This window comes from Sphaerisporangium melleum (assembly GCF_014646695.1).
Classification (GTDB): domain Bacteria; phylum Actinomycetota; class Actinomycetes; order Streptosporangiales; family Streptosporangiaceae; genus Sphaerisporangium; species Sphaerisporangium melleum.
In genome coordinates this window covers 20926-34256 of record NZ_BMNT01000003.1, presented here as the reverse complement: position 1 = coordinate 34256, position 13331 = coordinate 20926, and the positions used below count along the sequence as shown (strand labels likewise).

Annotated in this window: 13 protein-coding genes; 4 read left to right on the top strand and 9 right to left on the bottom strand. The window is 71.6% G+C overall.

What is annotated here, in order from left to right; genetic code table 11:
* Positions 1 to 5: 5 nt before the first annotated feature.
* The 5 genes from IEY93_RS03205 to IEY93_RS03185 form a co-directional block, all read right to left on the bottom strand.
* Positions 6 to 1217, bottom strand: a complete 1212-nt coding sequence (locus IEY93_RS03205) for a Cmx/CmrA family chloramphenicol efflux MFS transporter (protein ID WP_189161426.1) — start codon at positions 1215 to 1217, stop codon at positions 6 to 8.
* Between the two features lie 307 nt (positions 1218 to 1524).
* Entirely contained in the window at positions 1525 to 1737 is a 213-nt protein-coding gene (locus tag IEY93_RS03200) for a DUF397 domain-containing protein (RefSeq protein ID WP_189161425.1), read from the bottom strand.
* A gap of 47 nt (positions 1738 to 1784) precedes the next feature.
* Positions 1785 to 1997: a DUF397 domain-containing protein gene (locus IEY93_RS03195; RefSeq protein ID WP_189161424.1), complete on the bottom strand. Its 213-nt coding sequence runs from the start codon at positions 1995 to 1997 to the stop codon at positions 1785 to 1787.
* Positions 1998 to 2132: 135 nt separating this feature from the next.
* The gene (locus IEY93_RS03190; protein WP_189161423.1) at positions 2133 to 2345 is read right to left on the bottom strand and encodes a DUF397 domain-containing protein; all 213 of its coding nucleotides are present in this window, start codon (positions 2343 to 2345) and stop codon (positions 2133 to 2135) included.
* The gene (locus IEY93_RS03185) at positions 2336 to 3157 is read right to left on the bottom strand and encodes a helix-turn-helix domain-containing protein (protein ID WP_189161422.1); all 822 of its coding nucleotides are present in this window, start codon (positions 3155 to 3157) and stop codon (positions 2336 to 2338) included. Before IEY93_RS03185 ends, IEY93_RS03190 begins: the two co-directional genes overlap by 10 nt.
* Before the next feature lie 360 nt (positions 3158 to 3517).
* On the opposite strand from IEY93_RS03185, the gene IEY93_RS03180 reads away from it, so the two are divergent.
* Entirely contained in the window at positions 3518 to 4327 is an 810-nt protein-coding gene (locus IEY93_RS03180; RefSeq protein ID WP_189161421.1) for an ATP-binding protein, read from the top strand.
* A 168-nt stretch (positions 4328 to 4495) separates the two neighbouring features.
* Here the strand turns inward: IEY93_RS03180 and IEY93_RS03175 are convergent, their stop codons facing one another.
* Positions 4496 to 5515 (bottom strand): AraC family transcriptional regulator, encoded by a 1020-nt coding sequence (locus IEY93_RS03175; protein WP_189161420.1) that lies wholly within the window; start codon positions 5513 to 5515, stop codon positions 4496 to 4498.
* A gap of 230 nt (positions 5516 to 5745) precedes the next feature.
* Between IEY93_RS03175 and IEY93_RS03170 the strand changes: the two genes are divergently transcribed.
* Positions 5746 to 6612: a polysaccharide deacetylase family protein gene (locus IEY93_RS03170; RefSeq protein ID WP_189161419.1), complete on the top strand. Its 867-nt coding sequence runs from the start codon at positions 5746 to 5748 to the stop codon at positions 6610 to 6612.
* Between the two features lie 86 nt (positions 6613 to 6698).
* Here the strand turns inward: IEY93_RS03170 and IEY93_RS03165 are convergent, their stop codons facing one another.
* Both IEY93_RS03165 and IEY93_RS03160 read right to left on the bottom strand, forming a co-directional pair.
* Positions 6699 to 8840: an NACHT domain-containing protein gene (locus IEY93_RS03165; protein WP_189161418.1), complete on the bottom strand. Its 2142-nt coding sequence runs from the start codon at positions 8838 to 8840 to the stop codon at positions 6699 to 6701.
* Positions 8841 to 8970: 130 nt separating this feature from the next.
* The gene (locus IEY93_RS03160) at positions 8971 to 9735 is read right to left on the bottom strand and encodes a DUF72 domain-containing protein (RefSeq protein WP_189161417.1); all 765 of its coding nucleotides are present in this window, start codon (positions 9733 to 9735) and stop codon (positions 8971 to 8973) included.
* Positions 9736 to 9977: 242 nt separating this feature from the next.
* On the opposite strand from IEY93_RS03160, the gene IEY93_RS03155 reads away from it, so the two are divergent.
* Positions 9978 to 10829, top strand: coding sequence for a phosphotransferase enzyme family protein (locus tag IEY93_RS03155; RefSeq protein WP_189161416.1), 852 nt, complete (start codon positions 9978 to 9980; stop codon positions 10827 to 10829).
* 47 nt (positions 10830 to 10876) lie between these two features.
* Here IEY93_RS03155 and IEY93_RS03150 read toward each other — a convergent pair whose 3' ends face one another.
* A complete protein-coding gene (locus IEY93_RS03150; RefSeq protein ID WP_189161415.1) occupies positions 10877 to 12337 on the bottom strand; it encodes an aromatic amino acid ammonia-lyase in 1461 nt (486 codons plus the stop codon).
* Between the two features lie 135 nt (positions 12338 to 12472).
* Here IEY93_RS03150 and IEY93_RS03145 point away from each other — a divergent pair.
* Positions 12473 to 13331 (top strand): MurR/RpiR family transcriptional regulator (locus tag IEY93_RS03145; RefSeq protein WP_229690812.1); only part of this gene is annotated, 859 nt, incomplete at its 3' end.

The following is a 13331-nucleotide window of genomic DNA, read 5'->3' as shown; positions in this document are numbered from 1 at the left end:
AGTTGTCACCGCTCTTCGGCACACGAGGCACACGAGACGGCACCTGCGGGAGCCACGGGAGCACCCCGCGACGCCATCACATGGCGGAAGGGGAGTGCGGCGAGCAATGCAGCCAAAACGAGGAATCCGCTTGCCCACAGCGGCCCGCCGTTGCCCACGGTGCCGAGGGCCGTCGCGGCGATGAGGGGGCCGACGGCGGCGCCGACGTTGAGTGCCGCCGTGGCATAGGCCCCAGCCATGGTGGGAGCCCCGGCCGCCTCATACAGCACCCTCGTGATCAACGTACTCCCCACCGCGAACGACAGCGCACCCTGCACGAATACGAGTGCGAGGAGAGCGATCCGGTTCTCGGCCAGCAGGGCCAGAGCCGCCCAGCCGATGACCAGCAGTGGGCCGCCGACCGCGATGACCAGACCGGGGCGCTGATCCGAGAGCCGTCCGGCGAAGGTGACACCGGCGAACGACCCGGCTCCGAAGAGCACGAGCACGACGGAGACCCAGGGCCTGGCCATTCCGGCACTGCCGGTCACGAGGGGAGCCAGGAAGGTGAAGCTTGCGAAGGTCGCCGCGTTCACCAGCGCGCCGAGCAGCATGACCAGGATCAGCCGCGGACTCCTGAACCGCCCGATCTCCGACCGCAACGTGGGACCCTCGGCTTCGTCAGAGTGCCCTGATCGCGTGGGGATTCCCCTGAGGATGCCGACCGTTGCAGGCAGACAGAGGACGGCGACAGCCCAGAAGGTGACCCGCCAGCCGAGCATCGTGCCGAGCAGGGATCCGCCGGGGACTCCGGCGATCGTCGCCACCGTCGTACCGGACAGCAGGACGGCCAGCGCACGGCCCTTCTTCCCGGGTGGCACCAGCCCGGCGGCAGTGGTCAACGCAACGGCGAGGAATCCCGCATTCGCTACCGCGGCGAGGACCCGGGTCGCGAAGAGGACCACGAAACTCGTGGTGACGGCGCCCACGACATGCGCCGCCGCGAACACGAGGACGAACCCGAGGAGGTTGCTCCGTCCGGGCCGGTCGCGGGCGAGGGCGGCCGCGAGCGGGGCTCCGACGATCATGCCGATCGCGAAGGCCGAGGTGAGGGTGCCCGCCGTCCCGACGCTTACGCCGAGATCGGAGGCGATGTCCGGCAGGAGGCCGGCAAGCATGAATTCCGAGGTGCCCATGGCGAAGACCACCAGGGCAAGCAGATACAGCGGAAGAGGCATCGAGGGGCTCCGAGACGAGGAGAAGCAATAGAGGAGGACGTCTCGTCACCGCGGTCAGCGCCCACGGGCACACGTATCCGGCCGCGGAACGCGGCGGGATGACAGGAACTCGAACTCAGTGGTTCAGGGAGCTGACGGCGTGACCGAAAGCCCCCACCTTGGCTGCCTCAGGGCTCGACATGCCCCGCACGTTACCCGACCGGTCCCTGGCGGCGCACGCCGGTTTCCCGCACACGCCGGCCCGCCCAATGCACGTCAAGGGAAGCCCTCGGTGAGGGCCGAGGGCTTCCGGGTGCTGTGCTGAAGGCTAGAAGTCGAACTCGCCTTGCTTGGCGCCGTCGATGAAGGCGTCCCAGACGCCGGCGCTGACCACGAAGGGTGCCTTCTCGGGGGCCTCGGTGTCGCGCAGTCCGACCCGTCCTCCGGACAGCGGAGCGACCTCTAGGCAGTTCCCCTGGTTGGAGCCGCTCTTAGTGGCCTTACGCCAGGCCGCGGCCCTCAGTTCGTCACTCAGGTTCATGGCTTGTCCCCCTCGCTGCTCAGGCCTCGTCGCTTACCGTGCCGGGATCAGAAGTCGAACTCGCCTTGCTTGGCGCCGTCGATGAAGGCGTCCCATACGCTTGCGCTGACCACGAAGGGTGCCTTCTCGGGGGCTTCGGTGTCGCGCAGTCCGACCCGTCCTCCGGACAGCAGAGCGACCTCTAGGCAGTTGCCCTGGTTGGACGCGCTCTTGGTGGCCTTACGCCAGGCCGCGGTCCGCAGTTCATCGTTCAGGTTCATGGCGTGTCCGCCTCACTGATCAACATGTCATGGAATGCCGTAGGCGCATCGGCTGCGCGGCGCTGGACTGTCGCCCCGCCGATGCGGGGGAAGCCCTCGGTGGGCGGCCGAGGGCTTCCTCTGCCGTACTGAAGGCTAGAAGTCGAACTCGCCCTTCTTGGCGCCGTCGATGAAGGCGTCCCAGACGCCGGCGCTGACCACGAAGGGCGCCTTCTCGGGGGCCTCGGTGTCGCGCAGCCCGACCCGCCCCCCGGACAACGGAGCCACTTCCAGGCAGTCACCGCCGTTCGACCCACTCTTGCTGGCCTTGCGCCAGTTCGCGATCGCCAGTTCCTCGCTCAGGTCCATGTCTTCTCCGCCTCTCTGATCAGCTCGATAGAAACATGTGCGGGTAGCGCTTCGGCGCGGATCGCGTCGTACCGACTGTGTACGGCCTTGACATCTTCTAGCCGATTTGTCACGTGTCCGTGAGTCGCGGAGTCGATATATACCGCATCCGTACCTCCACTGAGTTGGGCGATGACGAATCCGCCGAGGAGTCCTGTGGTGGCTCCTGTGGACAGCGGCACGATCTGCAGGCCGACTCGTGGTGACCTGACCGCTTCCGTGAGGCGGGCGAGTTGGGTGCGCATAACCTCCTTGCCGCCGATTGGACGGTGGAGGATGCCCTCGTCGAGCACCGCGCGGAACAACGGTGCGTTGGTGCGCGTCAAGATCGCCTGTCGCTCCAGCCTCCCCGCCACCAGTTTCTCCACCTGTTCGTCACTGATACCAGGTTCTCCTCGGATGACGATTCGCGCGTATTCCTCGGTCTGCAGAAGGCCGGGTATGTACAGCGGTTGCCAGGTATGCAGCGTGTGCGCTTCCTGTTCGATGTCCAGCCAGCTACGGAACCAGCCCGGAGTGGCTTCGCCCGTGACGCGGTTCCACAGCCGGAGCAGTTCGCCTCCCGTCTGGAGAGCGGCGTCGCAGCGTTGCACGAAGTCGCGGCCGGGCGTCCGCTGTCCCCTCTCGATGAAGCCCACCAAGCTGGGGCTGAATCGAATGATCTGCGCCAATCGCTCCTGAGATAGTCCGGTTCTTTTCCGATGCTTACGGAGCTCGCTGCCGAAGAGCATCAGTGGCTTCATGTCCGGTGCGCGTTCGGGGGAAATGGACATCTCGGCTCCACTCGATGAGTAATCGCTACTCCTTCGCACAGGCAGCACTGAATCGCTACACGGTGTCCGGCTGTGTGCGGGGTCTTCGGGTGCAGAAAGTAGCCGGTCAAAGGCACTCTGTGAAGTGGATTCAGAGATGCGTGCTCGGCGAGCCGAGTCTTCTTGCTTGTGCTGTGACGAGTTCTCCTAAGGTGCAGTCAAATGCGTCTCTCATGTCCGGATAAAGGGAGATAAGAATGCCTGTCGAGAGAGTGGAGAGCGGGATTTCGTCGGCCGGTCAGCCGGTGGGCCGGTTAGGGGTTTGTCACCGGTGGGACACCACCGGGCGGGGATCTTGGCCGTACCCGTCAGGGAGGTGGAATGGCAGCGCGTGAGAGCGGGACGGGCCGCGGTGGCAGGCATCGGCCGGGGACTCCGGTGGCTCAGGTCCAGCCGGGGCGGTGGGACCCGGCGAAGCGGGCCGCCGCCCGGCAACTCGACCAACTGGAACCGGCCTGGGTCGTCTGGTACGGGGTCGGAGCCCGCTGCTTCTACGCCGTCGCCATCTGGGGGACACCCGGGCCGCTGCTCGTCCAGTCCCGCACGATCGAGGAACTCCGGGCCCTCATGCGCGAGGCCGACTCGTCCGGCCGCACCGCAGCCGCCTCGTCCCCGTCGTCCCCGCACACGCCGCATCCACCCCGAGGAGCGAACATGCCCGACAGTACGCCGGACCCTCGTGTCGTCCACTGGGAACTGCCGCACGATCTGTCGATGGCCGGCAAGGCCCGCGGCATGGTGCACGAGACCCTGCTGTCCTGGGGGCTCCAGGAACTGGCGGACGACGTGATCCTCGCGACCGGCGAACTGGTGGCCAACGCGCTGGCCTACGGCGCGCCGCCGGTACGGCTCGCCCTGTCGGCGCGCGGCGACGACCTGCGGCTGGAGGTCACCGACCACGGCTCGGGACACCCGCGCCGGCTGGACCTCGGCGTCGAGGCCGTCCACGGCCGCGGCCTGGCCATCGTCGAGGCCCTGGCCGCCGAATGCGGGGTCACCACCCGGCCCGACGTCGTCGGCAAAACGGTCTGGGCCCGATGGCGCGTCCCCTCGCGTTCAGCCCCGCCGGACCAGGACACCGGCCGATGCGCAGACGAGCCGACCGGCATCGGCTACGAACCCTCGACCTGATCATGCCCCAGGTCGGGCACGCCGCCCGCGGCGGTGAAAGGCCATCATGGCACCTCTCGCTCGGCCCGCGCCCGGCGCGACGTCGCCGCCGCTGCGGGCAAGGGCGCCGACCGACCTTTCACCGGCTCGTCCTCGACAGCGCCTGGGCCGTTGCCCGGCCAGAATCGACTACGTTGGGCCACTCGCGCGGATGGCGGCCGGTCCGTGACCGTACCAGCGGCCGATGGCACGCCTCAGGGCCCGGGAGTCGGTGAAGCCGACCCGCGCGGCGATGGAATCCACGCTGAGTGACGTCTCCCGCAGCAGGCGGTCCACCCGTCGCCGCCGGAGTTTCTCCAGCTCCTCCCGCCAGCTACTGCCCTCCTCACGCAAGCGGCGCTGGAGGGTGCGGGGGCTCATCGCCAGCCGCTGAGCGACGTGGTCAAGGCCCGGCGCGCCATCGGCCATCGCGGACTCGAGGATGGCGTGGAAGCGGTCGAGCCAGCCCCGCACCGGACGGGCGGCCGCGGTGGACAGGTGCGCGTGGTCGTCGAGGATCGCGACGAGCACAGGATCGGCGCGCGGCAGGGGAGCGTCGATGTCCGCCTCGGCGAACGTGATCGATGGATGGCCGGCATCGAACTCGATGCGCCTGGTGTCGTACAGCTCGGCCAGGCGCTGAGGCGAGGTGGACGGGCGGCGGGGCAGCGCTACCTGCGTCGGCGTGAGCCGCCGACCGGCTCCTGAGCTTGCCACCATGAGCAGCATGTACGGCACGAACTCCGCTATCAGCGGATATTCGGGGCAGTCCAGGTAGGGGCCCTGCCAACCGACCGTCAACCCGCCATCGTGACGTGTGACCAGGAGCCGGTCGGCGGGGTCGGCGATGGCCGTGAAGCGGCGGCCGGCCACGCGGAACGCGTCGTCGAGGGTGCTGGAGACGGGGAACAAGTAGTCCCACACGCCCAGCGTGCCCGGTCGCCACAGTTCCATGATCCTGTCACTGCCGCCCGCCTTCCACACCGGGCCGGCGACCAGTTCCCAGACCCGCAGGATGGTGGCGGTCGGGATGCGGATCCCGTCCTCGTGCAGTACGGCCAGGCCGGGAACACCGGCCAGGCACGACCGGTCCAGGCCCGTCGCGATGCCCGCGCGGACCAGCAGCCGGGTCAGGTGAGGCGAGACGGTGCCGTTCACGCTGTCGCTCACCGCACCGCCGTCTTGCATCGCGTTGTTCACCATGACCGGCATATCTCCCAGGGACCGTGCCGACACCCTTGGCATGACATGACATACCGAAAGCAAGATATGCCGCAACGAAGATGGCGCCTTCGGCCCTCCTCGTGACGTGTTCGGCCCTCTTGGCCCGCACCTCGGGCTCCTACCTTCATGGACAGGCGGCCCTGCACAGGGCCGGGAAGCAATCCGGGAGGAACGCCATGGAGAACACGCTGTTCGACTACAGCCCGATCGTCGGGCGCGAACCGATCAGCTGGCCGGGCGGCGCCCGCGTCGCCTTCTACGTCGGCCTGAACGTCGAGCATTTCACGATCGACCGCCCCTCCACCAGCATCAACGAGGCGACCGCGGCTCTGGTGCCCGATCCGCTCAACTACGGCTGGCGCGACTACGGGCCGCGGGTGGCGATCTGGCGCGTGATGGAAGTCCTCGACCGGCACGGCATCCGGGCGAGCGTGCTGCTCAACGCCGACGTGTGCGAGCAGTACCCCCAGATCATCGAGGCGGGCAACAACCGCGGCTGGGTGTGGCTCGCCCACGGCAAGAACAACTCCACTCTTCAGGCCGACGTCGACGACGAGCGCGCCTACCTGACAGAGGTGGTCGACACCATCAGAAAGGCCACCGGGCGGCGGCCGCGCGGCTGGCTCGGGCCCGCGCTCACCGAGACGTTTCAGACACCGTCCCTGCTCGCCGAGCTCGGCCTGAGCTACGTGCTGGACTGGACCAACGACGACCAGCCCTACCGGCTGAACGTTCCCGGAATGCTCAGCGTGCCGTACTCGCTCGAACTCAACGACCTGGGCATCTTCACGATGCACGGCAGGAGCGGCGGCGACTTCGTGCAGATGGTCAAGGACCAGTTCGACCAGCTCTATGCCGAATCCGCCGACAGCGGGCGCGTCATGGCACTGGCGCTGCACCCGTTCGTCATAGGCCAGGCGTTCAGGGCGAAGTACCTCGACCAGGCGCTCGAGTACATCGCCGGCCACCCGGGGGTATGGCTGACGACGAGCGACGAGATCGCCGAGCACTACGCGAGCACCGTCACGGGCACACCCGCCTGACGACCCCCGGACGGGGGCCGCAGCCAGGTAGGCCCTGACCATGGCAGCCGGCGCCGCGTTCACCGCCGGAACGGCGATGGGCGGGATCAAAGGCCGGCGGGCCGTGCCGGGGTCCGCCGGCGAGGCGGGCCGGTGAGGTGGTCGTGGAGTTCGGCGTGGCGGAACTGGTAGAAGGGGCCGACGGCGCGGAGCAGGCCGGCCTTGTGCATGTCGTCCAGGAACGTCATCAGGCGCAGCGGCAGCCGGCCGGTGGCCGCGAGCAGCGGCAGGGCGAACACGGTGACCGCCCAGGCCCGCCGCCCCCGCTGCGTCAGCGTGGCGAGCATGCCGCCGACGAACAGGCCGAGGCCCAGCTCGCGCAGCCGGTCGCCCGGGTCGCCGCCCATCTGCTGCAACACCCAGCCGGCGCCGAGGGCCAGCGTCGTGCCGATGAGCAGACCGGTGAGAAGCCGCATGCCGGTCAACGCCCGGTTGGCCCGCCATACCGCCATCGGGGTGAGGGCGCTGGTGAACCGAGGTGGCCGCTCCTCGCCCGGCTCCGCGGGGCGCGGGCCGGCGATCGTCAACCAGAGGCCCGCCGTGGTCATCACCGCCATGCCGACCCCCTTCCAGAACCCGTAGACCGCCCCGGTGACGACTCCCATCGGCAGGCCCAGGCCGGGAATGGACAGCATCGTGAGCCGGAAGGGCCTGCTCTGCTCGCGTACCAGGCGGGTGAGGTGGTCCTGCAGCGAGGGCCGGGAGAAGGCGGGCGTGTCCGATGCCATCGACGCGGTACCCAGGCCGTAGGCGAACCACAGGGCCAGCCCGAGCGGGGCGTGGCCGGTCGCGAGCGGCGGCAGCGCGGCGGGCAGGCCGTACAGGATGCCGGTCCAGGAGACGGCCCAACCCTGGACGGGCCATGACGGCCCCTTGCGTCCCGGCGGGATGGCCGCCTGACGCGTGATGCGCCACCAGGCGACTTCGCGGGTGCCACGGGAGGTCGACAGTCGTGCCAGCGCCGACAGCCATTCGCGCGCCTTCACGGGGTTCCAGGTGTGGCGCGGCCGGAAGCGGTCGTTCGCGGGCGGCCGGGCGGGTGGCCGGTCGAGCAGGGCGCCGACGAGCTCGTCCAGCAGGTGTGCCCGCAGCGCGGCGGCGTCCTGCGCGTACACGGTCGCCAGGGGCGTGGGATCGGCGCCCCGCTCGATGTAGACGGTCCGCACGAGCCACAGCCCCAGCGCGGTCCTGGCCGCCGCGGCGAGCGCGGGCGCCTCGCCGTCTTCCAGCGCGCGCAGCGTCCGGTCCCAGGCCGGGGTGCGGTCCGGGGGCAGGTCGTCGGTCAGATAGCCGACCGCGACCCGGAGGTCGAGCGCCTTGGGCGCGATGACCGCGGCGCCCTTCAGCACCCGGCCGGCCTGCTTGACGGCGTCGCCGTACTCGTCGGTCCGCGAGGTGAGGATCACCTGGTCGCGTTCGGCCAGCGTCTTGTTCAGCGCGGCGATCACCCGGGGGCGGGCGGGCTCGGGCAGTTCGTCCAGGCCGTCCAGGACCGGCAGGACGTGGCCGCGCCGCACCAGCAGGTCGGCGCCGTCCGGCCCCTTCCCCCCGCCCCGTGACATCCCGTAGTCGGTGCGCAGCCGCTCGGCCAGCCAGTCGTGCAGGCGCGGGTGCACATCGACGTCCCAGTCGGCGAGCGACACCGGCACCGGTACCGGCTCCTCGGAGGTGCGCGTCTCGATGAGCAGCAGCAGAAGCCGGACGGCCAGCGTGGTCTTCCCCGTGCCCGCGCCGCCGGTGATCACCAGGCGACGGCGGCGCAGGGCGCGGAACATCGCGGCGAGCCACGCGTCGTCGGCCGCGTCACCGGCGATGTCGCCGTCGGTGACCAGCCGGGTGTGGTCCATCATCGCGGTGCGCCGGGTCAGGTGCCAGGGCACCGGGATGGCCGGCGCCCCCTGCGCGCGGATCGCCCGCTCCTCGGCCCACCGGTCGTGGACCAGCTCCGCGAGCACCCGCTTGGCCTCGGCGACGTCCTCGGGCGGCGCGGCGGCCCACGCCCGCCGCAGCCACAGGACCAGCGGCACCACCAGCGCGATCATGGTGAGCAGGACGCCGGCCGCGTCCCCGAGGTGCAGCTTCTCACCAGGGTCGAGCCGGACCAGGACCATGACGAGGACGGTGCCCAGCCCGAGCAGGCACAGGCAGGTCGCGGCGGTGACCAGAAGGCGACGGCGGGACCGGGGCATGAGCGGATATTGAACTACCAGGTTCGGTCGCCGTCCGGTTGATCGGCAATCCGTGACCTCTCGGAGACGTACCCGGCCGATCCCCTGTACGGCACGTCCGCGGCGCGACGCCGCACGGCCGGAGCCAGGGTCAGGACGGTGACCCCGTCGGCGTGCGGGTGACGGGGAGGCCCTCGGCGCGTGCCAGGTCGGCGAAGCGGGCGGCATCGCGGACCGCGGCACCGCCGGGGTCGTTGTTGAAGTACACGTAGACGTCCTCGCCGGCCGGCCACGTCTCCCGCACGCGGCGCAGCCACGAGCGCAGCGCCGCGTCGCCGTACGCCGGCCAGGGGTGCGCGGCGCCCTGGTGCAGCCGGAGGTAGCCCCATCCGGCGGTCCGCCACAGCGGCGTGACCGGGCGGCTCAGCACGTCCGCCCAGCACAGCGCCGCGCCGTGCTCGGCCAGCACATCGCGCACCGCGCTCGTCCACCACGAGGGGTGCCGGGGCTCCACGGCCACCCGCACGCGGGCCGGGAAGCGGGCCAGGCAGTCGCGCAGGCGCTCGGGGTCGACTTTCAGGTTCGGCGGGAGCTGCAGCAGGATCGGCCCCAGCTTCGCGCCGAGCCCGTCGGCGGCGTCCATCAGCCGGTGGACCGGCTCGGCGGGGTCCTTCAGCCGCTTGATGTGGGTCAGGAAGCGGCTGGCCTTGACCGCCATCACGAACCCCTCCGGCGTGCGGTCCCGCCAGCTCTCGAAGGTCTCCCGGGACGGCAGGCGGTAGAAGGCGTTGTTGTTCTCCACGGTGGCGAAGCAGTCGGCGTACCGCTCCAGCCACAGCCGCTGCGGCAGCCCGGAGGGGTACAGCACGTCCCGCCAGTGGGCGTACTGCCACCCCGAGGTCCCCACCAGCACCATGAGACTCCGCCCCTCGCGATCGCGCCCCTCGTACGGCCACAATGCCCGGCCACGGCCCCCTCACACCGCGCCACGACCACGGACCGCCCTGGCACCCCGGTGGGATCGGCGGAGCGGACGTGCCATGCCCGTCCAGGGCCGGTTCGGCGGGCCGGAAAAAGCATCGCGGCTCTCCGTCGACGCTTGGTACGGTGCCCAGGTCGCGCTGGGACGGTACGGCAGGCGCAGAGGGGCGGTGACGGGTGCAGGCGTCAGAGGTCGCGCGCGCGGTGGCCGCGGCCGGGTCGATCGCCTCATCACTTGGCCTGACGGTCGAGGACGCGATCGTTCTGCAGAACTCGAACAAGCTGACTCTGCGTCTGGTGCCGTGTGACGTCCTGGCCCGGGTGGCACCGGTCGCGGATCAGGTCGCGGCGTTCGAGATCGACGTGGCGCAACGGCTCGCCGGATCCGGGAGCCCGGTGGCCGTTCTCGAGCCCCGGGTGGAGCCGCGGGTCCACGAGCGTGACGGCTTCGTGGTCACGCTGTGGACCTACTACGAGCCCGCGGCGCCTCAGGAGATCTCACCGGCCGGCTATGCCCGTGCCCTCGAACGGCTGCATGCCGGCATGCGCACGATCGATGTGCCGGCGCCGCACTTCACGGATCGAATCGAGCAGGCTCAACGGCTCGTGGCGAGCCGCGACCGCACGCCGGCGCTCGCGGAGGCGGACCGGGAGCTCCTCGGTGACACGTTGCGCAGCCTGAGACGCGCCGTCGGCGAGCACGGCGGCGACGAGCAGCTCCTGCACGGCGACCCGCACCCGGGCAACGTGCTCGCCACGAAGACCGGGCCGCTGTTCGTCGACCTCGAGACGTGCTGCCGTGGGCCCGTCGAATTCGACCTCGCGCACGCGCCCGAGGAAGTCGGCGAGCACTATCCGGGGGTCGATCACCGCTTGCTCCGCGACTGCCGGATCCTCATGCTGGCGATGATCACGACCTGGCGCTGGGATCGAGACGACCAATTCCCGGATGGGCGCCGGCAGGGCACGGAGTGGCTCGGCCGGATCCGCGCGGCACTCGATCGCGACGGGCCGGGCACCCCTGGATGATCGCGCCGCTCGTGTCCCGCGCCAGGGGAGCAGCCCGCGTACGGGGGTCAGAGGGTGGCGAAGGACTCCAGGAGGGCGGCGGCGGTGTCGATGTCGGGGGTGAGGGGGCGGTCCTCCTCGCGCGGGTCGAGGCGGGCCGCGGCCCGCGCGTACGCCTCGCCGGCCGGTGTGGCGGCGGCGGGGACGGCGCCGCGCAGGCGCAGCGCCCGTACGGACGCCACCAGCTCGCAGGCCACCACCAGACGGTAGGAGGCCGCGGCGCGCAGGGTCTGGCGGGCGGACTGCGCGGCGAAGCTCGCGTGCTCCTCCACCCCGCGCGACAGCACGGCGTGCCCGAGCGCGGCGGGGGAGGCGGCGCCGCGCAGCTCCGCCAGCGCGGCGTTCGCGGTGTACTCCAGGATCATCACCCCCGAGCTCCCCGCCGCGGGGCCGGCGAGGAAGGGACGCAGGCCGGTGAAGGCCGGCTCGACCAGCGCGGCCAGCCGGGCCGCGGACAGGTGCGCCGTGTGCAGGAGCGCGACCCGCAGGTGATCCAGGGCCAGGCCGAGGGACGCCTGGTGGAAGCCGCCGTGGTGCAGCACGGTGCCGCCCGCGGCGTCCACCAGCGGGTTCTCGGCCGCCGCGTTGATCTCGACGCCGAGCACCCGCTCGACCGACGCGGCCGCCTCGACGGCCGGCCCGTGCACCTGCGGCAGGCACCTGAGGCCGAACGGGTCCTGCACCCGCGCGGGGACCGGGGCCGCGCCGCCGAGGAGGCGGCGCATCTCGGCGGCCACCGCGACGGCGCCGGGGTGCGGGCGGGCGGCGTGCACCCGCGCGTCGTACGGCTCGGTGCCGCCGTCCACCGCGAGCAGGGTGAGCGCGGCGACCACCGGGGTGGCACGCAGCAGCGTCGTGGCCTGCGACCAGGCGAGGGCCGCCTGGCCGATGGTCAGCGCGCTGCTGCTGCACAGGGCGAGGGCGTCGCCGGCCGCCAGGGCGACCGGCGCGGGCGGCGGCACACCCGGCCTGCCGCCGGTCCACGGCCGCTCGCCGATCAGGGTGAGGCCGGTCTCGGCCAGGGCGGTCAGGTCGCCGGTGCCGACGGCGCCGATCTCGTGGACCTGCGGCAGGTGCCCGGAGTTCAACGCGACGGCCAGCGCCTCGGCGAAGGCGGGCCGCAGGCCGGCCCCGCCGGCCATGATCTGGTTCGCCCGGACGGCCATCATCGCCCGTGCCTGTTCGGCGGGGACCGGCCCGCCGGCGCCACCGGCATGGCTGCGCAGCAGGCGCAGCCCGTGCGCGTCGCCCTCAGCCGCCGCGACGTCCTGCGTACGGTTGGCCCCGACCCCGGTGGTGCGTCCGTACACCGGCCGGCGGCGTGCGATCTCCCCGGCCGCCGTGCATGCAGCGGCGGCCCGCAACAGGCCGTCCGCCGCCAGGCGGACCGGCACGCCATCGCGCGCGATGTCCACGATGTCCGCCGGGCCGATCCGGGCGCCGTCCAGGGTGATCGTACGTAACCTCATGAATGAGCCCTCGGCACGCACATTACGCCTTTCGTCGGTACGTCCCCGGCCCGCCCTCGCCACTTGACATAGGAACATGCGTCGGAGATCGTGCATGAAAGTATTCATACGCAGTGTGGGCGGCATGGAGGTGGCATGACCGGCGAGGCCCCGAGCGCGGGCGAGACGATGGCGATGGTGGCCCCGGAGGACGCCTCACGGGTCGCGGCGCGGCTGCGGGAGGTCGTCCAGGGGCACCGGCTGTCGCCCTCGCAGCGGCGGATCGCCCGCTATCTGATGGAACGCCCGCACGAGGCGGTGTTCCTCACCGGCAACGACATCGCCGCGGCGGTCGGCATCAGCCAGCCCTCGGTGACCCGGTTCGCCGTCGCGCTCGGCTTCACCGGCTTCCCCGAGTTCCGCGACGACCTGCGGGCCGCGCTGCGTGACGGGCGGCAGGCCCCCGCGGCGCCCAGCGGGCTCAACCCCGTCCAGGCGCTGATCGACTCCGAGCTGCGCAACCTGGAGCTGCTGCGCGACGACCTGAGCGACACCCGCCGCCTCACCGAGGTGGCCGCCGCGCTCGCGGCGTCCCGGCCGCTGCCGGTTCTCGGGCTGCGGGTGTCGGCGCCGCTCGCCCACCTGTTCGGCTACCTCGCCGCCAAGGCGCACCCCGACGTCCGGGTCATCGACGCGCCCGGCTCGACCATGGAGGACCGGCTCAGCCGCGCGGCCGACGCGGGCGCGGCCTGGGTGCTCGCCTTCGGCCTGCCCCGCTACCCGCGCGAGCTGCGCGACGGGCTCGCCTGGGCCAGACGGGCGGGGCTGCGCGTCGCCCTGGTCACCGACCACGCCGTGGGGCCGCTCACCGAGCACGCCGACGCCGTGCTCGCCGCGCCGGTCGGCGCGCAGTTCGCCTTCGACTCGCAGGCCGCGCCGAGCGTGCTGTGCGCGGTGCTGGTCCACGCGATGCTGGAGGCGCTGCCGACCAGGGAGCAGGCCGCGGTCGAGGAGT